This is a genomic window from Blautia sp. AF14-40 (genome assembly GCF_003479665.1).
Taxonomy (GTDB): domain Bacteria; phylum Bacillota; class Clostridia; order Lachnospirales; family Lachnospiraceae; genus Fusicatenibacter; species Fusicatenibacter saccharivorans.
This window is the reverse complement of the sequence record NZ_QUHK01000015.1, coordinates 41,343-60,447: the sequence shown is the minus strand read 5'-3', so window position 1 is coordinate 60,447 and position 19,105 is coordinate 41,343. Positions and strand designations below refer to the sequence as shown.

The 19,105-nt window shown below is 51.1% G+C and carries 19 protein-coding genes and 1 riboswitch; of the genes, 18 read left to right on the top strand and 1 reads right to left on the bottom strand.

Annotated features, from left to right (window positions below; translation table 11 throughout):
- Nucleotides 1–80: 80 nt before the first annotated feature.
- From glmM to DWW13_RS11620, 17 genes are all read left to right on the top strand, one after another.
- A complete protein-coding gene (gene glmM, locus DWW13_RS11700; RefSeq protein ID WP_022462134.1) occupies nucleotides 81–1,427 on the top strand; it encodes a phosphoglucosamine mutase in 1,347 nt (448 codons plus the stop codon).
- Nucleotides 1,424–2,458, top strand: coding sequence for a tetratricopeptide repeat protein (locus DWW13_RS11695; RefSeq protein ID WP_022462133.1), 1,035 nt, complete (start codon nucleotides 1,424–1,426; stop codon nucleotides 2,456–2,458). The genes glmM and DWW13_RS11695 overlap by 4 nt, the downstream gene beginning before the upstream one ends.
- An 18-nt stretch (nucleotides 2,459–2,476) precedes the next feature.
- Entirely contained in the window at nucleotides 2,477–3,712 is a 1,236-nt protein-coding gene (gene hflX, locus DWW13_RS11690; protein ID WP_055227015.1) for a GTPase HflX, read from the top strand.
- Nucleotides 3,713–3,959: 247 nt separating this feature from the next.
- A complete protein-coding gene (locus tag DWW13_RS11685; RefSeq protein WP_055227013.1) occupies nucleotides 3,960–6,371 on the top strand; it encodes a ribonucleoside triphosphate reductase in 2,412 nt (803 codons plus the stop codon).
- A 158-nt stretch (nucleotides 6,372–6,529) separates the two neighbouring features.
- Nucleotides 6,530–7,807, top strand: a complete 1,278-nt coding sequence (locus DWW13_RS11680; protein ID WP_118720145.1) for an O-acetylhomoserine aminocarboxypropyltransferase/cysteine synthase family protein — start codon at nucleotides 6,530–6,532, stop codon at nucleotides 7,805–7,807.
- A 41-nt stretch (nucleotides 7,808–7,848) separates the two neighbouring features.
- Complete coding sequence (locus tag DWW13_RS11675) at nucleotides 7,849–8,331, top strand: acyl-CoA thioesterase (protein ID WP_022463109.1); 483 nt, start codon at nucleotides 7,849–7,851, stop codon at nucleotides 8,329–8,331.
- A gap of 116 nt (nucleotides 8,332–8,447) precedes the next feature.
- Nucleotides 8,448–8,687, top strand: a complete 240-nt coding sequence (locus DWW13_RS11670) for a metal-dependent transcriptional regulator (RefSeq protein WP_118720143.1) — start codon at nucleotides 8,448–8,450, stop codon at nucleotides 8,685–8,687.
- A 64-nt stretch (nucleotides 8,688–8,751) separates the two neighbouring features.
- A riboswitch (ZMP/ZTP riboswitch) is annotated at nucleotides 8,752–8,832 on the top strand.
- A 78-nt stretch (nucleotides 8,833–8,910) separates the two neighbouring features.
- Complete coding sequence (locus DWW13_RS11665) at nucleotides 8,911–9,624, top strand: IMP cyclohydrolase (protein ID WP_022463110.1); 714 nt, start codon at nucleotides 8,911–8,913, stop codon at nucleotides 9,622–9,624.
- 31 nt (nucleotides 9,625–9,655) lie between these two features.
- Nucleotides 9,656–10,834 (top strand): phosphoribosylaminoimidazolecarboxamide formyltransferase, encoded by a 1,179-nt coding sequence (locus DWW13_RS11660; protein ID WP_118720141.1) that lies wholly within the window; start codon nucleotides 9,656–9,658, stop codon nucleotides 10,832–10,834.
- Nucleotides 10,835–10,977: 143 nt separating this feature from the next.
- Nucleotides 10,978–11,163, top strand: a complete 186-nt coding sequence (locus tag DWW13_RS18850; RefSeq protein WP_118720139.1) for a hypothetical protein — start codon at nucleotides 10,978–10,980, stop codon at nucleotides 11,161–11,163.
- Complete coding sequence (locus DWW13_RS11650; protein ID WP_118720137.1) at nucleotides 11,144–11,386, top strand: hypothetical protein; 243 nt, start codon at nucleotides 11,144–11,146, stop codon at nucleotides 11,384–11,386. The genes DWW13_RS18850 and DWW13_RS11650 overlap by 20 nt, the downstream gene beginning before the upstream one ends.
- On the top strand, nucleotides 11,373–11,900 hold the full coding sequence (locus tag DWW13_RS11645; protein ID WP_118720135.1) for a DNA-deoxyinosine glycosylase: 528 nt from the start codon (nucleotides 11,373–11,375) through the stop codon (nucleotides 11,898–11,900). Before DWW13_RS11650 ends, DWW13_RS11645 begins: the two co-directional genes overlap by 14 nt.
- Before the next feature lie 4 nt (nucleotides 11,901–11,904).
- The gene (locus tag DWW13_RS11640; protein ID WP_022463115.1) at nucleotides 11,905–12,135 is read left to right on the top strand and encodes a hypothetical protein; all 231 of its coding nucleotides are present in this window, start codon (nucleotides 11,905–11,907) and stop codon (nucleotides 12,133–12,135) included.
- Nucleotides 12,136–12,173: 38 nt separating this feature from the next.
- Complete coding sequence (locus DWW13_RS11635; RefSeq protein ID WP_055219739.1) at nucleotides 12,174–12,518, top strand: metal-sensing transcriptional repressor; 345 nt, start codon at nucleotides 12,174–12,176, stop codon at nucleotides 12,516–12,518.
- Nucleotides 12,519–12,548: 30 nt separating this feature from the next.
- Nucleotides 12,549–13,373 carry an Mrp/NBP35 family ATP-binding protein gene (locus tag DWW13_RS11630; RefSeq protein ID WP_055219741.1) on the top strand — a complete coding sequence of 275 codons (825 nt, stop codon included), beginning with the start codon at nucleotides 12,549–12,551 and terminating at the stop codon, nucleotides 13,371–13,373.
- A gap of 335 nt (nucleotides 13,374–13,708) precedes the next feature.
- Nucleotides 13,709–13,936, top strand: a complete 228-nt coding sequence (locus DWW13_RS11625) for an HPr family phosphocarrier protein (RefSeq protein ID WP_022463118.1) — start codon at nucleotides 13,709–13,711, stop codon at nucleotides 13,934–13,936.
- 329 nt (nucleotides 13,937–14,265) lie between these two features.
- Complete coding sequence (locus DWW13_RS11620) at nucleotides 14,266–16,758, top strand: ATP-dependent DNA helicase (RefSeq protein ID WP_118720133.1); 2,493 nt, start codon at nucleotides 14,266–14,268, stop codon at nucleotides 16,756–16,758.
- Here the strand turns inward: DWW13_RS11620 and DWW13_RS11615 are convergent.
- A complete protein-coding gene (locus tag DWW13_RS11615; protein ID WP_055219743.1) occupies nucleotides 16,749–17,642 on the bottom strand; it encodes an AraC family transcriptional regulator in 894 nt (297 codons plus the stop codon). The two genes, DWW13_RS11620 and DWW13_RS11615, sit on opposite strands and share 10 nt — an antisense overlap.
- A 272-nt stretch (nucleotides 17,643–17,914) precedes the next feature.
- On the opposite strand from DWW13_RS11615, the gene DWW13_RS11610 reads away from it, so the two are divergent.
- A complete protein-coding gene (locus DWW13_RS11610) occupies nucleotides 17,915–19,084 on the top strand; it encodes a galactokinase (RefSeq protein WP_022463121.1) in 1,170 nt (389 codons plus the stop codon).
- Nucleotides 19,085–19,105 lie beyond the last annotated feature (21 nt).

The window sequence follows — 19,105 nt, the reverse complement described above, 5'->3', positions numbered from 1 at the left end:
AATAACCAGAAAAAGCGTGTTTGAATGATTGCAAAAAATTTCAGACACGCTTTCTGCCCGAAAGGGGAAAGGAGCATACCATGGGTAAATATTTTGGAACAGATGGATTTCGCGGAGAAGCAAACATTGATCTGACGGTTGAGCATGCATATAAAGTGGGAAGATTCCTCGGATGGTATTTCGGAAAAGACCACAAAGCACAGATCGTCATTGGAAAAGACACCAGACGCTCCAGCTACATGTTCGAATATTCGCTGGTAGCAGGACTGACCGCATCGGGAGCAGACGCTTATCTGCTGCACGTAACGACCACCCCGAGCGTTTCCTATGTTGTCCGTACCGAAAACTTTGACTGCGGAATTATGATCTCCGCCAGCCACAACCCGTTCTATGACAACGGAATCAAAGTCATCAACGGCCTGGGACAGAAACTGGAAGCCGACATCGAAGCGCAGATCGAAGCCTACATCGACGACGGAACACCGAAGATCCCGTTCGCAACGAGAGAAGACATCGGACGCACCGTGGATTTTGCAGCCGGAAGGAACCGCTACATTGGACACCTGATCTCGATTCCGACAAAATCCTTTAAAAACATGAGAGTTGGACTCGACTGCTCCAACGGAAGTGCCTCTTCCGTAGCCAAGAGCGTGTTTGATGCCATCGGCGCCAAGACATATGTGATCCACAACGAGCCGGACGGAACAAACATCAACTGCGGCTGTGGTTCCACCCACATCGAAGAGCTTCAGAAATACGTAAGAGAGAAACACCTCGATGTCGGATTTGCCTACGACGGAGACGCAGACCGCTGCATCGCTGTCGATGAGCTGGGAAATGTGGTAGACGGAGACCTGATCATGTACGTCTGCGGTAAATACTTAAAAGAAAAAGGCCAGTTAAACGGAGATACGATCGTGACCACGATCATGTCAAACCTCGGTCTTTACAAAGCGTGTGACCGCGCCGGTATCCGGTATGAGAAGACGGCAGTCGGCGACAAATACGTGTGCGAGAACATGATGGCAAACGGCTATTCTCTCGGCGGAGAGCAGTCCGGCCACATCATTTTCAGCAAGCACGCGACGACCGGTGACGGAATCCTGACCTCCCTGATGGTGATGGAAGTGCTGATAGATAAGAAACTCCCGCTCAGCACCCTGACAGCCGAGGTAGTGATTTACCCGCAGCTCTTAAAGAATGTCCGCGTGGCAAACAAAGCAGCTGCAAAGGCCAACCCGGCAGTACAGAAAGCAGTAGAAGACGTAGCAGAGGCCCTGGGCGATGACGGACGCATCCTCGTAAGAGAGAGCGGCACCGAGCCGGTGATCCGTGTCATGGTGGAAGCACCGGACGACGCAACGTGTGCAAAATACGTAGACCAGGTTGTTTCTGTGATGCATAAAGAAGGACTTGTGACAGAATGAAAAAAAGACTGGTAATCTTTTTTCTGGCGGCGGCAATGGTGCTTGGCGGCTGTGAAAATAAAAATTCAAAGCTTTATAAAAAGGGCATCGAGGCGCTCGAACAGAAGGACTACGTAACGTCGATTGCGATGCTGGAGGGAGCCGTAAAGGCAGGCGACCGACTGGCGGAGAGCTACCGGTCGCTCGGCATCGCTTATCTGAAAAGCCAGGAGTATGACAAGGCAAAAGAGGCTTTCAAGAGCAGTCTTTCGAGCATGAAGCACAAAGACGCGGAGTTTTCGCGCGATGTCATGTATTACGAGGCGGAAACCTGCGTACAGGCCGGAGATCTGGATGGAGCCATTGAGATCTGCACCAATATTCAGGAAGAAAAGGCAGATGCCGATGCGCTGTTCCTTAGGGGACGCGCGTACTTCCTGCAGAAGAATTACGAGCAGGCGAAGGTGGATTTTGATGCGGCAGTGGAGACGAAGGAGAGCTATCAGCTCTGCCTTGACATTTACGAGCTGTATCAGGAGAGCAGCATGAAGGCGGACGGAGACCGTTACCTCGAAGCGGCAGTGAAGATTGAGCCGAAAACGACCGAGGATTATTATAACATCGGCTGCGCATACTACTATCTGGAGGAGCAGGACGAGGCGGTCAAAGCGTTCTCGAAGGCAATGAAGGACGGCAGCAGCGCGGCGATGGAAATGCTCGGCGAGGTTTACCTTTCCAATGGTCAGAACGACAAGGCGAAAGCACTGTTTTCTTCGTATCTTTCGACAGATGGCTTTGCGGCGGCAGCAAACAACGGGCTGGCGCTCTGCGCACTTGCGGAAAACGACACGGACAGTGCACTCTCGTATATCGAGGAAGGACTCAAAACGGCAGAGGATTCCGACCGGGAAAATCTGCTGTTCAACCAGATTGTATCCTATGAAAAACGGGCGGATTTTGATACCGCGAAGTCGCTGATGGCGGATTTTCTGGCAGCATACCCGGAAAACACCGCGGCGCAGCGGGAAAATACGTTTCTCCAGAACCGATAACAGACGGAGGAAGTTGGATTGTTTGATTTAAGAGAAGAACAGGAGCGCGTGATTCTGGTCGGCGTACAGGAAAACGGCGGCGCAAACGCAGAAGAATCGCTCGACGAGCTGGCGGAACTGGCCAGCACCGCCGGTGCGAAGGTGGAGGGCCGCCTGGTGCAGGTGCGGGAGGCCATTCATCCGGGAACGTACATCGGAAAAGGAAAATTAGAGGAATTGAAAATTCTGGTGCGCGCCTGCGATGCGACGGGCATCATCTGCGACGATGAGCTCTCCTCGATCCAGTTAAAAGGGCTGGAGGAAGCACTGGAATGCAAGATCATGGACCGTACGCTTTTGATCCTGGATATCTTTGCGGCGCGCGCCGTGAGCAGCGAGGGTAAAATCCAGGTTGAGCTGGCCCAGTTAAAGTACCGTGCGTCCCGACTTTCCGGCCTTGGCACATCGCTTTCCCGTCTCGGCGGCGGAATCGGTACGAGAGGACCGGGAGAGAAAAAGCTGGAAACCGACCGGCGCCTGATCCGCACGCGTATTACGCAGTTAAAACGTGAGCTTGAGGAAGTACGCCAGCACAGAGAGCTCCTTCGTGAAGGCAGAAAACGTTCCAAAATCCCGGTAGCGGCGCTCGTAGGCTATACGTCAGCGGGAAAGAGCAGTCTTTTAAATGCACTGACAGGATCGGAAATTCTGGCAGATGCAATGCTGTTTTCCACGCTGGATACGACGACGCGGTCACTGACCCTTCCGGATGGACAGGAAATCCTGCTGACCGATACGGTTGGATTTATCAATAAGCTGCCACATCATCTGATCGATGCATTCCGCAGTACGCTGGAGGAAGCACGGTATGCCGACTATATTCTCCACGTTGTGGATACGTCAAATCCGCAGATGGAGCTGCAGATGCAGGTGGTATATGACACACTGCGGGAACTGAAAGTTGAGGACAAAAAAATTGTCACCCTGCTGAATAAGCAGGACAAGCTTCTCGCCCCGATGGTTGTAAAAGATTTCCGGGCAGACGCGAGCCTTGCGGTCTCTGCCAAAACAGGACAGGGACTCGAAGACCTCAAAAATTTACTCTCCTCGTGGATGATGGAGGGAAAAATCTATATCGAGCGCCTCTATCCGTACGATAAGGCGGGAACGATTTCACTGATCCGCGGATACGGAATTCTGCTCGAAGAAGAATATCTGCCGGAAGGCATCCGCGTAAAAGCCTATGTACCGAAGGATATCTATCCGAGGGTATAGAGGTATGGCAAGCGGGCTTAAAAACGGCAGTACATCCCTTTAAGCGCCGTACAGCGCCGAAAAATGGAAGGGACAGAATACAAGTAAAAGTACCATATCTAGTGATGTTAGAAAATTTCACACTAGATATGGTACTTTTTACTATTGACGGGAGAAACATGCTCTGCTATCATATGGTTCAGACACTGCAAAGAGTGGAACCTTAAAAAGGCCTTGCAGAAACGGTTGAATTAACAGGAGGGATTCCATGTTTCAGGTAGAAAAGAGAGACGGAACGATTGCAGAGTTCCAGATGAAAAAGATTACCGATGCGATTGGAAAAGCATTCGGCGCAAAAGATATGCAGTTCAGCGATGACATGCTTCAGATGCTGGCACTGCGCGTAACAGCGGACTTTCAGTCCAAGATCAAAGACGGAAAAATTTCAGTGGAGGCAATTCAGGACAGCGTGGAGAACGTGCTGATCCAGTGCGGCTACGCAGAAGTGGCAAAAGCTTACATTCTGTACCGCAAGCAGAGGGAAAAAATCCGCAACATGAAATCGACGATCGTAGACTACAAAGAGATCGTGGACAGCTACGTAAAAGTAGAGGACTGGCGTGTCAAAGAGAATTCGACCGTAACGTATTCTGTCGGCGGTCTGATCTTAAGCAATTCCGGCGCGATCACAGCCAACTACTGGTTATCAGAGATTTATGATGACGAGATCGCCGAGGCACACCGCAACGCGGATATTCACATCCACGACCTGTCGATGCTGACCGGCTACTGTGCAGGATGGTCGTTAAAACAGCTCATCAAAGAAGGACTTGGCGGCATCAACGGAAAGATTACTTCTTCTCCGGCAAGACATCTTTCGGTTCTGTGCAACCAGATGGTCAACTTCCTCGGCATTATGCAGAACGAGTGGGCAGGTGCGCAGGCATTTTCTTCATTTGATACGTATCTGGCGCCGTTCGTCAAAGTGGACAACTTAAGCTACGGCGAAGTGAAGAAGTGCATCGAGGCGTTTATCTACGGCGTCAACACACCGAGCCGCTGGGGAAGCCAGGCACCGTTCTCCAACATCACACTCGACTGGACCGTACCGGATGACCTCGCAGAGCTTCCTGCGATCGTCGGCGGCAAGGAGATGGACTTCAAGTACAAAGACTGTAAAAAAGAGATGGATATGGTCAACAAAGCGTTCATCGAGACGATGATCGAGGGAGATGCCAACGGAAGAGGCTTCCAGTACCCGATCCCGACCTACTCCATCACATCCGATTTTGACTGGTCCGATACGGAGAATAACCGTCTGCTGTTCGAAATGACTGCAAAATACGGTACCCCGTACTTCTCCAACTACATCAACAGCGATATGAAACCAAGCGACGTGCGCTCCATGTGCTGCCGTCTCCGCCTGGATCTGCGTGAGCTTCGAAAGAAAACCGGCGGATTCTTCGGTTCCGGCGAGAGCACCGGATCGGTCGGCGTTGTCACCATCAATATGCCGCGTATCGCATATCAGTCCAAAGATGAGAAAGAGTTCTACCGCCGTCTCGATCATATGATGGATATTGCCGCACGTTCGTTAAAGACGAAACGTGAGGTCATTACCCGCCTCCTGGACGAGGGACTGTATCCATATACGAAACGGTACCTTGGAACGTTTGAGAACCACTTCTCAACCATCGGTCTGATCGGTATGAACGAGGCCGGCTTAAATGCCGCATGGCTCGGAAAGGGTCTGGAGGATCCGAAGACACAGCAGTTTACGAAAGAAGTTCTGAACCATATGAGAGAGCGTCTTTCTGATTACCAGGAGGAGTACGGCGATCTGTACAACCTTGAGGCAACTCCGGCGGAGTCGACCGCATACCGTCTGGCAAAACACGACCGTGCAAAATGGCCGGATATCAAGACCGCAGGCCATGAGGGAGATACCCCGTACTACACCAACAGCTCCCATCTGCCGGTGGACTATACCGAGGATATTTTCTCTGCGCTTGATATTCAGGATGATCTGCAGACGCTGTACACCTCGGGAACTGTCTTCCATGCGTTCCTTGGCGAAAAACTGCCGGACTGGAAAGCAGCAGCTTCCCTTGTGCGGAAGATTGCAGAGAACTACAAACTGCCGTACTACACGCTGTCCCCGACGTATTCTGTCTGTGCGAACGACGGCTATCTCGCCGGCGAGCACTTTACATGTCCGATCTGCGGAAAAGAGGCAGAGGTTTACAGCCGTATCACGGGATATTACCGTCCGGTCAAGAACTGGAACGACGGAAAACGCCAGGAGTACAAGAACAGAACTGTATATGATATCATCCACTCCAAATCGCCGGAGCAGAAAATGAAATCGTACGGTGCAGCAGAGAAACTGGCAGAGCAGGCCGCTGGAAAAGAAGAGCCGAAAGCCGCTGCAGCAGCAGATAAAATCGAGGAAGACGGCATGTACCTGTTCACGACAAGCACCTGCCCGAACTGCAAAATGGCAAAAGAAATGCTCGCCGAGGAGCAGTATGAGGTGATCGACGCAGAGCGTCACCCGGATCTTGCCGCACAGTACGGCATCATGCAGGCACCGACTCTTCTCGTTGTGGAGGACGGCCAGGCGCAGAAGATTGTGAATGCTTCCAATATCCAGAAATATGTGGATGAATATCTCTCCTAAATCTGTGCGCATATAGTTGCAGGAAAGAACAAACAGAGTTATAATAGGAAAAAGTGATACCCTCGCCCGGGCATCCCGGGTGGGGGTATTATTATGGCGCTGAGCACAGCAGAAATCGGCCCGGTGGACCGGTTTCACTTACAGAAGGGAGAAAAATTATGGGATACAGCCAGGACACAATCTGTGTACAGGGAGGATGGCAGCCGAAAAACGGTGAGCCGCGTGTACTTCCGATTTACCAGAGCACAACATTCAAATATGCAACCAGCGAGGAAATGGGAAAACTGTTCGATCTGGAGGAGGAGGGATATTTCTATTCCCGTCTGCAGAACCCGACGAACGACGTCGTAGCACAGAAAATCTGCGATCTGGAGGGCGGCGTGGCAGCCATGCTCACATCTTCCGGCCAGGCGGCAACGATGCTTGCTGTTACCAACATCTGTGAGGCAGGCGACCACGTTGTCTGCGCGGCAAAGGTTTACGGAGGAACCTCCAACCTGCTCGCCGTTACCTTAAAACGATTCGGCATCGAGACTACTCTCGTGGACCAGGATGCGCCGGCAGAGGAGCTGGAAAAAGCATTCCAGCCGAACACCAAAGCTGTCTTTGCCGAGACGATTTCCAACCCGGCAGGTGTTGTACTTGACATTGACAAGTTTGTTAAACTTGCACATGAGCACGGCGTTCCGATGATCTGCGACAACACCTTTGCAACCCCGATCAACTGCCGTCCGTTCGAGTTCGGTGTAGATATTGTCACCCATTCCACCACAAAATACATGGACGGCCATGCAATGGCGCTCGGCGGAGCGATTGTCGATTCCGGAAACTTCGACTGGGATGCGCATGCAGACAAATTCCCGGGCCTTACTACACCGGACGAATCGTACCACGGCGTGATTTATACGCAGAAATTCGGTAAAAAAGCGTATATCACAAAAGCAACCGCACAGCTGATGCGCGATATGGGAGCGTGCCAGTCCCCGCAGAATGCATTCCTGACGAATGTCGGTCTGGAGACCCTGCACCTGCGCGTGGAGCGTCACTGCAGAAATGCCGAGAAAGTGGCAGAGTTCCTGAAAAACCACCCGAAGGTAGCATGGGTTGAGTACGCAGGCCTTGCAGACAGCAAATACCATGCGCTGGCAGAAAAATACATGCCGAACGGAACCTGCGGCGTTCTCTGCTTCGGACCAAAGGGCGGAAGAGACGGCGCGATGCGCTTCACGAACGGCCTGAAAATGGTAGCAATTGTAACACACGTTGCCGATGCAAGAAGCTGCGTTCTGCACCCGGCAAGCCATACCCATCGCCAGCTGAACGATCAGCAGCTCATCGAAGCCGGTGTTCTGCCGGATCTGATCCGTCTGTCAGTCGGCATCGAGGATGTGAACGATATCATTGCAGACATTGATCAGGCGCTTGCGAACGTATAAAGATACAAAAAACAGGATGTGAAAAGGAGCGTATTGGTAAAATGGAAGAAATGGCAAAGAAACGCGTAAAAGATTCTGAGACAGAGCAGTCGTATCTTCTGATGCACCGCCATATCAACGGCTATGGCCGTCTGTTCGGCGGCCAGCTGGTCGCGTGGATCGATGAGCTTGCCGGTCTGGTGGGACGCCGCCACTGCGGCCACGAAATCACCACCGCGTGCATCGACAATCTGAACTTCAAGCATCCTGCTTTTCTGAACGACACCGTCGTACTGGTCGGAAGAGTGACGTATGTCGGACGCACCTCAATGGAGGTGCGCGTCGACACGTACGTGGAAGAGCTTGCGACCGGCATTCGGAAAATGATCAACCGTGCCTACGTGGTGATGGTGGCCATCGACGAGAACGGCCGCGCACTTCCCGTCCCGGGCCTGATTCTGGAATCCCCGGAGCAGGAGGCCGAGTGGGAGGGCGGAAAACGCCGGTATGAACTGAGGAAAGAGCGTCACAGAGAGGGCTTCTAAAAGAGGCTCTCTTTTTTTCGAAAAATTCCATTGACATTTCTGTTTCTTACGCCCTATAATGCCAGATAGCGGTTCGTAAGAACTAACAGAAATTACCATAAAGCAACTACAAAAGAATCAGGAGACACAAAAATGAAGAAACTGAATCGAGGGAGGATTATCTGGAAGCGGCGTATGTTTTAAAACTCCGCAAAGGCTACGTCCGAAATGCGATGATCTGCAGATATATGGGGTATTCACAGGCAAGTATCTCGGTCGGCATCAAAATGCTGCGGGAAGACGGCTGTCTGGTCCGCGACAGTGACGGTTTTCTGGACATTACAGAAAAAGGCGAGACACTCGCAAAGAAAATTTAAAAAACTGATTTTGAGAAAATCCCGCTTCGTCCCTTGACAGGCGGGATTTTCCATGTTAAGGTAAAGGCAGTTATACGACTGACGGAAGTGGAAATGACCACAGGGAGTATAGCGTGAGAAAAGGCCGACCGTCTGGGCAGAAGAATGCTTGGGGGAGTGGGTCTGTTTTTTTATCCAAAAACAAAAAATCCCATTCCAGCCACCTTGAAAAGGAGATCAGAAGATGAAAAAAGTATCACTGGAACAGGAATTAAAAGGAAATGCATATCCAGGAAGAGGAATTGTGATCGGCAGATCCAAAGACGGCACAAAAGCCGTTGCCGGATACTTTATTATGGGCAGAAGCCAGAACAGCCGCAACCGTGTCTTTGTTGAGGAGGGTGAGGGAATCCGCACACAGGCGTTTGATCCGTCGAAGCTGGAAGATCCGAGCCTGATCATCTACGCACCAGTACGCGTTCTGGGAAATGATACGATCGTAACAAACGGAGACCAGACCGATACCGTATACGAAGGACTGGAGCAGGGAAAAACGTTTGAGGTATCCCTTCGAAGCAGAGAGTTTGAGCCGGATGCACCGAACTACACTCCTCGTATTTCCGGTGTGATGCACGTAGAGAACGGAACGTACGGCTACCAGATGTCGATCTTAAAGAGCAACAACGGCGATCCGTCCCAGTGCAACCGCTACACCTTCTCCTATGATAACTGTGTAGCAGGGGAAGGCCATTTCATCCACACCTACATGCACGACGGCAATCCGCTGCCAAGTTTTGAGGGTGAGCCAAAACTGGTCGAGATTCCGGATGACATCGATGCCTTCACCGAACTGCTCTGGAGCAGCTTAAACGAGGACAACAAGGTGTCCCTCTTCACACGCTATATCGACATTGCAACCGGCAAGTATGAGACAAGAATCGTGAATAAAAATAAATAAGAAATCGAGTGTTTTGCGAAAGGAGAAAATCATGAAAGAATTAGCGTTAAAATACGGATGCAACCCGAACCAGAAACCTTCCAGAATTTACATGGATGATGACAGAGATCTTCCGATCGAAGTATTAAGCGGCCGTCCGGGCTATATCAATTTTCTGGATGCCTTCAATGGCTGGCAGCTGGTACGCGAGCTGAAAGCAGCCACCGGTCTTCCGGCAGCAACTTCCTTCAAGCACGTTTCCCCGGCAGGTGCAGCCGTAGGTCTTCCGCTGGACGAGACCCTGCGTAAAATTTACTGGGTAGACGATATGGGAGAGCTTTCTCCGTTAGCATGCGCTTATGCAAGAGCCAGAGGCGCAGACCGTATGTCTTCTTTCGGCGACTTTATCGCACTTTCTGATGTCTGCGACAAAGACACCGCATCCCTGATCAAACGCGAGGTTTCTGACGGTGTCATCGCTCCGGGATTTACCGATGAAGCACTGGAAATCCTGAAAGCAAAGAAAAAAGGTAACTACTGCGTCATCAAAATCGACGAGAATTACCGTCCGGCTCCGCTCGAGCACAAACAGGTCTTCGGCATTACCTTTGAGCAGGGCCGTCAGGAGCTGCCGATCGACGATGAGCTGCTCTCCAACGTGGTAACCGAGAACAAAGAGATTCCGGAAGCAGCAAAACGCGATCTGAAGATTGCACTGATTACCTTAAAATATACCCAGTCCAACTCCGTATGCTTCGTCAAAGACGGTCAGGCCATCGGTGTCGGCGCAGGCCAGCAGTCCCGTGTGCACTGCACCCGTCTTGCCGGACAGAAAGCCGACAACTGGTTCCTGCGTCAGTGCCCGAAGGTGCTGGATCTGCAGTTCGTAGACGGCATCCGCCGTGCAGACCGTGACAATGCGATCGACGTTTACATCGGCGAGGAGTACATGGATGTTCTCGCAGACGGCGCATGGGAGAAGATCTTCAAAGTAAAACCGAAAGTCTTCACAAGAGAAGAGAAACGTGCATGGCTCGACCAGATGAAGGGCGTAACCTTAGGTTCCGATGCCTTCTTCCCGTTCAGCGACAACATCGAGCGCGCACACAAGAGCGGCGTCGAGTACATCGCAGAGCCGGGCGGATCGGTTCGTGACGACGCTGTCATCGAGTGCTGCAACAAGTACAACATGGCGATGGCATTTACAGGAATCCGTTTGTTCCATCACTAAAAAGAAATGCGTTTTATATTTATATAAGAAGAAAGAATCCGGTCTCTGGGCGGCCGGATTCTTTCTTTTTTTCGCACATGCGGCAAAATATGCATAGTCGGAATCCGGGTTTTTGCGCTATACTGGACACGGAGGATTTGTGAATGAAAGCAAGAGAAAAGATCTGGAAAATGATCAAAACAAAAATTCTGGGGGCGAGGGTCCGGTACCGCCTTTTTCTGTCGAAAACCCCTGTTCTTTTTCGGAAAAGTGTGATAAAATACCCCATGGGCGTATCTTTTGCCCGCTGCAAAAAGGAGGATGAGGAATATGCGGCAGATGGAATTTAAAATGGAGCGACAGGGACTTCTCGAGGAAGGCCAGGAAGTCAACGTGACAGAAAGCGCACTGCCTACCTCCTATTATTATACGATTACCCCGGCAGTGGCCATGAGCAGGAATTATCAGGCATATGAGAGGCTGCAGTCCCGGAAGGGAATCGTAAAAGAAGTAAAAGAGACACCGAGAGGATTCTATACGGTAGTGGAGTTTGATGAAGATGAGCCGATCTGACGAGAACAAAAATGAGCACCCGGTGGTGCATCCGATTCCGCCGGTTTACCGCGCCGATTCCCGGATTCTGATTCTCGGCAGTTTTCCGTCCGTAAAATCCAGGGAGACCGGATTTTTTTACGGCCATCCGCAGAACCGTTTCTGGAAAGTGACGGCAGCCGTGTGCGGGGAAGAGGTGCCGCAGACCGTGGAAGAGAAGAAGGCGTTTCTGCTCCGGAATCATATCGCTGTCTGGGATGTGATCGCGTCCTGCGTCATCACAGGCTCGAGCGATGCGAGCATCCGCGATGTTGTGCCGAATCCGCTGCAGGACATTCTGGAATGCGCCGATATTCGGCAGATTTACTGCAACGGGGCGACCGCGTGGAAGTATTACCGGAAGTACCAGGAGAAGCAGCTGGGACGGGAAGCGGTTCGCCTTCCGTCGACGAGTCCCGCGAACGCCGCATGGTCTGTGGAGCGGCTGCTTGGCGAGTGGAGCCAGTGTGGAGAAGTCTTACGAAACGGAGAGTGACAGGATGAAAAAAGAGTACGAGACCGTCTGGGAGATTTTTAATGAGTGTGCCAATAATCAGATGCGGGACGTCTTTTTCGACGAGATCGAGACGGATGACCCGGAGGCGTATATCCGTCAGAAATTTCCGGACAAAAACTTAAAATATGAAAAAACGGTGGAAGCGGACGGATCTCTGGTCTTTGACATTGAGACCTCCGGCATCCGCCAGCGGTTTACGTTTACAGAAATCTGAATCGCGCAGAAAATACCAGAAAAGCGGAGAAAAAAACGATGAGTGAAGAAAAACACACGCATGTGCATGTGCTGGAAGACGGCACCGTGATCGAGCATTCCCACGATCACGCCCACGGGCACCATCATACAAATACAAAAGCAGTCTTAAACCGCCTCTCCCGCGCGATCGGACACATGGAGTCGATCAAGCGGATGGTAGAGGAAGGCCGGGACTGCACTGAGGTTCTGATCCAGCTGTCTGCCGTGAAGGCGGCCATTAACAATACAGGAAAAATTATCCTGGAGGATCACATTGAACATTGCATCGTCGATGCAGTCGAGCATGGGGACACAAAAGCGATTCAGGAGCTGAATAAGGCGATCGACCGCTTTGTCAAATAAGCAAGAAAAACAAGAAAAGAGGAAAGAAACATGGCAAAAGAATGCAGCAATTCGAGCTGTTCCAAAGAAAGCTGCGAAGGATGTCCAAGCAAAGCAGGACAGGGCAAACCGGATTTTCATATTGATCTGAATGCCGATTCTTCGATCAAACATGTCATTGGCGTTGTCAGCGGCAAGGGCGGTGTTGGTAAATCCATGGTAACCGCATCTCTGGCAAACCAGAAAGCAAAAGAGGGCTACAAGGTTGGTATCCTCGATGCCGATATCACAGGACCGTCCATCCCGAAAATGTATGGCCTGAAAGGACCTGCAAACGTAGATGACAAGGGCGTTTACCCGGCAGTTGCAGCAAACGGCGTAAAGGTAATGTCCATCAACCTCCTGCTTCCGGGCGAGGAAGAGCCGGTCATCTGGAGAGGACCTGTCATCGCAGGAACCGTAAAACAGTTCTGGACCGACGTCATCTGGGGCGACCTGGACTATCTCTTCGTCGATATGCCGCCAGGAACCGGTGATGTTCCGCTGACCGTTTTCCAGTCTCTTCCGGTAGACGGCGTAGTGATCGTATCTTCCCCGCAGGATCTGGTGCGCATGATCGTCATGAAAGCCTACAAGATGGCACAGATGATGAGCGTTCCGGTGCTCGGTATCGTAGAGAACTACAGCTACCTCGTATGTCCGGACTGCGGCAAAAAGCTGTCCATTTTCGGCGAAAGCCACATCGACGAGATCGCAGCCGAGATCGGCGTGCCGGTTCTCGGCAAAATGCCGATTCATCCGGAGTTTGCCGAGCTGGTGGACGAAGGAAGATTTGCAGAAGTGGATAACACCGATATTGCAAAGATCAACATCTAATCATTAAATATAGAAGCAAGTAATGGCATGAAAAACTCGTTTTTCCTTGATTTTACAAGGAAAAGCGGGTTTTTTTGACAAGATTTTTACGTTTCTTTTGGCAAAAACTATTTTATTTTAAACGGATTTTGTGTAACCGGTTACACACGACTGCGCAAATGAGACAAAAAGCGACAAATATGAAGGGTTAATGAGAAAAACTTGCATAAAAAACATGCATAATATGGCAAAAACAAGGAAATAAATTCAATATTGACATTTAAAGAGAAAAAGTGCATAATCTACCTCAACGATAGGAAAACAAACAGCTATTGATTAAGAAAGAGGTGAATCGTATGTCACACTGCGTAGTAAGACTCAATGGAACTGAGGAAGTAGAGGAGTTTGTAAAAGCAGCTTCCAAATGTGATTTTGATATTGACATTTTTTACAACCGCGTTATTATTGATGCAAAATCCATTCTTGGAATCCTCAGCATGGATCTGAACCGTGATCTCACCGTACACTGCTATGGTGACAGCCCGGCATTCAATAAAACCCTGCAGAAATTTGCTGTAGCATAAATTTTATTAAGGGAAACGAAAAAAATTCAGCCTGCGCCGCCAGCGAGAGTAGAGACAGAATTTGCGCAGGGGACTTTCTGAAGAAAAACTAATCACACGAGACACATAACTTCAGAGAGAAAAAAAGGAGACTGTTGCGGCAGTCTCCTTTTTTCTGTATAATGATAACTATTCAGAGCCATGCGAAATTCCAGAAAAGGACACGAATCATGCTTGCATGAATGAGCGTTCTTTTCTGGAATTTCATATGGCGAGAAGCCACATCGAGATGCAGCGCAGCGGAATCGAGATGGGGCTCTGAATAGTCTGGTTAGAAAAGGAGCGGGCTAGTGGAAGAGAAGAAGAAAGAGATCCGGATTTCCGTGCGGAATCTGGTGGAGTTTATTCTGCGCAGCGGGGATCTGGACAACTCGTCGGGAGGTTTTGGCGAGCGCGATGCCATGCAGGCGGGAACGCGGGTGCATCAGCAGATTCAGAAAAAACGGGGCGCCGATTACCGTGCGGAGGTTCCGCTGGTTCACGAAAAAGAATATGAGCATTTCATCCTGCGCGTCGAGGGAAGAGCAGACGGCATGTACGAGGACGGAACCACGACCGTGATCGAGGAGATCAAGGGAACGTACCGTGACCTCGAAACGATGGAAGAGCCGGTTCCGGTACATCTGGCACAGGCGAAGTGCTACGCTTACATCTACGGCCTTCAGAACCGCAAAGAGGAGATGGGCGTGCTGATGACGTACACCCTGCTCTCCTCCGAGGAGGAAGGCCTTCTGCGCCCGCTCACCAAAGAAGAGGTAAAGCCGGAGCACTCCAACTGGCGCATCCGCCATTTTCTGCAGACGTACAAGCTCCCGGAACTGGAGCAGTGGTTCGGTGAGCTACTCGACGCCTGGTTTATCTGGGCGGAATTCCAGTACCAGTGGCAGAAAGCGCGAGATGCCTCAATGCAGCACCTCGAATTCCCCTTCCCGTACCGGAAGGGCCAGCGGGAACTGGTGAGCGGCGTCTACCGTACCATTCTGCGGAAAAAAGAACTCTTCGTCCAGGCGCCGACCGGCATCGGAAAAACAATGTCCACGGTCTTTCCGGCCATCCGCGCAATCGGAGAGGGCTGCGGCGACCGTCTTTTTTATCTGACTGCGAAAACCATCACCCGTACCGTGGCAGAGGAGGCGGTCTCCATTCTAAAAGAGAAGGGACTGCAGTTCAAAGCAATCACGCTGACCGCAAAAGAAAAAATGTGCATCCTCGATGAGCCCGAATGCGATCCGATCCACTGCCCGCGCGCGAAAGGTCATTTTGACCGGATCAACGCGGCGGTGTACGAGATGCTGACGGAATGTGATTCCTACACAAGAGAGGAAGTCCTGCGCCAGGCGGAAAAATGGAACGTCTGCCCGCACGAGTTCCAGTTTGATGTGGCTTCGTGGGTGGACGGCGTGATCTGCGATTACAACTATGCGTTTGATCCGACCTCGAAATTAAAACGCTTTTTCGCAGAAGGAACGAAGGGTGACTACATCTTTCTGATCGACGAGGCGCATAACCTGGTCGAGCGGGGCCGCGATATGTTCAGTGCCACGCTCGTCAAAGAGGAGATTTTAAAGGTCCGCCAGCTCCTCCGCCCGTATGCACCGGGCAAAAAGCTCGAGAAGGCGCTGAATCGCTGCAATCACCAGATGCTCGTCTACAAAAGAGAGTGCGATTCCTGCACGGAGCTGGAAAGCGTATCGACGTTTCTTATGATGGTCAATCAGCTGCTGGAAGAACTGGCGGGCTGGCTGGAAGCGCATAAGACAAGCGAAATCCGGAAGCAGGTTCTGGAATTTTACTTTAACTTGCGAAATTTTTCCGAGATTTACAATTTAGTGGATGAAAATTATCTGATCTACACGAGTTATCTCGATAACGGCGATTTTGCACTGCGCCTGTTCTGCGTCAACCCGGCGGAGAATCTGCAGCAGTGTATCAACCAGGGGCGGTCGGCCGTCTTCTTTTCCGCGACGCTGCTGCCGGTGCAGTATTATAAGAAGATGTTCAGCACGAATACGGACGATTACGCGATTTACGTGGAGTCCCCGTTTGATCCCGCGAAGCGGTGTCTGGCGATCGGAAGCGAGGTCAGCACGAAGTATCAGCGGAGAAACCGCGCAGAGTTTGAGAAGATCGCCGCCTATCTGAACGAGATGATCCAGAGCCGGAAGGGCAACTATATGGCGTTCTTCCCGTCATACCGCCTGATGCAGGATGTCTATGCGGTCTATGAGGAACTGTATGCAGATGAAAACGTGACCTGCCTGATCCAGGAGTCGGCGATGCGGGAGCAGGAGAGAGAAGCGTTTCTGGAAGCGTTTGCGAAAGACAACGAGAAAACGCTGGTGGGATTCTGTATCATGGGAGGCATTTTCTCGGAGGGAATTGATCTGGACGGGGAAAAGCTGATCGGCGCGGCCGTTGTGGGAGCCGGAATCCCGCAGGTGGGGCCGGAGAGAGAACTTTTAAAGCAATATTTCGACCGCAGCGGAGAGAACGGTTTCGACTACGCGTACCGCTATCCCGGCATGAATAAAGTATTGCAGGCGGCAGGGCGCGTGATCCGTACGACGGAGGACACGGGTGTGATTCTGTTGCTCGACGAGCGGTTCCGAAACCGGGAGTACCGCGAGCTGTTCCCAAGAGAATGGGAGGACTGCCGGATTGTGCAGCGCAGCAGCCTCCCGGAGGTAATCCATTCGTTTTGGGAGAGGGTGGATTGTGAGAGCGGATCAAAAGCCGGGCAGCAGGAAATGAAATCTCGGTGCAGCGCTGAACGTTACGTGTGATCCGCACGGTTCCGGTATTCGCTCGGTGAGCAGCCCATCTGCTGCCGGAAAATTTTAGAAAAATAGGCAGGACTGGAAAATCCGGTCTGTTCCGCTACGGAAGTGATACTGGCCTGGCGCTCGAGAAGGAGCGGCAGGCTTTTTTCAATACGGTAATCGAGAAGATAGTCAAACAGGGATTCGTTCATGCATTTCTTGAAAAAACGGCAGCATTCACTGCGGCAGATGTGGATCTGTGCGGCGAGATCCTCGAGCGTCAGATGCTCCATATAATGGCGGTGGATGTAGTCGAGCAGAATGCGGAGCCGCTCAACATCACGCGCTGCCGCCGTGTTCTGGGATTCACCGGAAAACGATGCGTGGCGGTAAATCTCAATCCAGATCGACAGCAGAAGCTCCTGGATTTCCATCTCAAACGCGGACGGCTGTGAAAGCGAGAGGTCGTAGATGCGGTGCATACAGGCAAGTACCTGGTTCTGCCAGTCGATCTCCGGCGAAAAGACGATGGAGGCGAGCTGCATATCCGTCAGCACCGGTTCGACGTAGCGCGTCTGGATCACACTGTTTGAAAAACCATAGAGAAAGCGCGGGGCGAACGTGGTTGAAATATAGACGCAGTCCATCCCGTCGATCATGTGGCCGCTGTGAAGCGCATTCGTGTTGCAGAAAATGCCGTCCCCTTCTTTTAAGACATACGATTTGCCGTTGACCTGATATCCGATCTGCCCCGAGAGGACAAACGTCAGCTCAATTTCCGGGTGCCAGTGCCAGGAAAAGGAGCCGCGCTCGTAGCGGGAGAGCTGTTCGTAACTGATGTTGACAGGAAATTCATAGCTGCCGTGGGCCTTCAGCTCACGGTTTTCTTTATCCATGCGGATCTGCATGAAACGTACCTCCAATCCATAAAATCCATTAAAAATCATACGATAAGTAAAGTATGCGGCAAAAAGGGAAAAAAAACAAGAAAAAATCGAAGATCACCTCAATATAATTATCGCTTGCCCCAATATTGTTGTTGCAGATGGGCGTACGGCTCACTATAATGATACTTAAGAAGATAAGAAAAAACACACAAACACACAAACACACAATACACACACAACACACAAAACGAAACCATGAAAACAACACACCAAAAAGAAAAGGAGACAACAAAATGAAACAGCAGGTACTGGATTGTTTTGCAAAACTGTTCGGGGGAGAGGGCGACATCCGCACCTACTTCGCACCTGGACGTGTGAACCTGATCGGTGAGCACACCGATTACAACGGAGGCCACGTATTTCCATGCGCACTGACCATCGGAACCTACATGGCAGCAAGAAAACGTGACGACAGAAAGCTTCGTTTTTACTCTATGAACTTTGAAAAACTCGGCGTGGTAGAATCTTCTCTCGATGAATTCCTGATGGGAAAAGAAGGCAACTGGACCGCATATCCGAAGGGAATGATGTGGGCATTTTGCCAGAAGGGCTTCCCGGTAGAGCAGGGCTTCGATATCGTGCTCTACGGAAACATTCCGAACGGCTCCGGCCTTTCCTCTTCCGCATCCGTTGAGACCGTAACCGGCGTAATGCTGCGTGACATGTTCGGCTACGACACCATCTCCATGATCGACATCGCTCTGTACGGCCAGTTCTCCGAGAACAATTACAACGGCGTCAACTGCGGTATCATGGATCAGTTCGCCATCGCCATGGGCAAAAAGGACTGTGCGATCTTTCTTGACACCAGCGATCTGAAATATGAGTACGCACCGGTTAAACTGGAAGGCGCAAGAATTGTCATCTCCTGCAGCAACAAGAAACGCGGCCTTGGCGACTCCAAATACAACGAGCGCCGCAGCGAGTGCGAGACTGCTCTGGCTGAGATTCAGAAAGTCAAAGACATCAAGAGCCTTGGCGAGCTGACCGAGGAAGAGTTTGAGGCAGTGAAAGATGCCATCAAAGATCCGGTCCGTCAGAAACGTGCAAAACATGCTGTTTACGAGAACCAGAGAACCGTTCAGGCCGTTGCAGCTTTAAAGGCAAACGACATCGCAAAATTCGGCGAGCTGATGAACGCATCCCACGTTTCCCTGCGTGATGACTATGAGGTAACCGGCATCGAGCTGGATACTCTTGTGGAAGAAGCATGGAACTGCCCGGGTGTCATCGGATCCCGTATGACAGGCGCAGGCTTCGGCGGATGCACCGTCAGCATCGTAAAAACAGAAGATATTGACAACTTCATCGCAAAAGTAGGCGCAGCTTACAAAGAAAAAATCGGCTATGCCGCAGACTTCTATGTCGTAGACATCGGAGACGGCGCAGGCGTATTAAAATAAGAAATAAAAAAGCTGGATCGG

Bases quoted from the DNA above. Each gene is read 5' to 3' on its own strand.
- glmM (WP_022462134.1), top strand. From the start codon at position 81: ATGGGTAAATATTTTGGAACAGATGGATTTCGCGGAGAAGCAAACATT.
- DWW13_RS11695 (WP_022462133.1), top strand. From the start codon at position 1,424: ATGAAAAAAAGACTGGTAATCTTTTTTCTGGCGGCGGCAATGGTGCTT.
- DWW13_RS11685 (WP_055227013.1), top strand. From the start codon at position 3,960: ATGTTTCAGGTAGAAAAGAGAGACGGAACGATTGCAGAGTTCCAGATG.
- DWW13_RS11680 (WP_118720145.1), top strand. From the start codon at position 6,530: ATGGGATACAGCCAGGACACAATCTGTGTACAGGGAGGATGGCAGCCG.
- DWW13_RS11675 (WP_022463109.1), top strand. From the start codon at position 7,849: ATGGAAGAAATGGCAAAGAAACGCGTAAAAGATTCTGAGACAGAGCAG.
- DWW13_RS11665 (WP_022463110.1), top strand. From the start codon at position 8,911: ATGAAAAAAGTATCACTGGAACAGGAATTAAAAGGAAATGCATATCCA.
- DWW13_RS11660 (WP_118720141.1), top strand. From the start codon at position 9,656: ATGAAAGAATTAGCGTTAAAATACGGATGCAACCCGAACCAGAAACCT.
- DWW13_RS18850 (WP_118720139.1), top strand. From the start codon at position 10,978: ATGAAAGCAAGAGAAAAGATCTGGAAAATGATCAAAACAAAAATTCTG.
- DWW13_RS11650 (WP_118720137.1), top strand. From the start codon at position 11,144: ATGCGGCAGATGGAATTTAAAATGGAGCGACAGGGACTTCTCGAGGAA.
- DWW13_RS11645 (WP_118720135.1), top strand. From the start codon at position 11,373: ATGAGCCGATCTGACGAGAACAAAAATGAGCACCCGGTGGTGCATCCG.
- DWW13_RS11640 (WP_022463115.1), top strand. From the start codon at position 11,905: ATGAAAAAAGAGTACGAGACCGTCTGGGAGATTTTTAATGAGTGTGCC.
- DWW13_RS11635 (WP_055219739.1), top strand. From the start codon at position 12,174: ATGAGTGAAGAAAAACACACGCATGTGCATGTGCTGGAAGACGGCACC.
- DWW13_RS11630 (WP_055219741.1), top strand. From the start codon at position 12,549: ATGGCAAAAGAATGCAGCAATTCGAGCTGTTCCAAAGAAAGCTGCGAA.
- DWW13_RS11625 (WP_022463118.1), top strand. From the start codon at position 13,709: ATGTCACACTGCGTAGTAAGACTCAATGGAACTGAGGAAGTAGAGGAG.
- DWW13_RS11615 (WP_055219743.1), bottom strand. From the start codon at position 17,642: ATGCAGATCCGCATGGATAAAGAAAACCGTGAGCTGAAGGCCCACGGC.
- DWW13_RS11610 (WP_022463121.1), top strand. From the start codon at position 17,915: ATGAAACAGCAGGTACTGGATTGTTTTGCAAAACTGTTCGGGGGAGAG.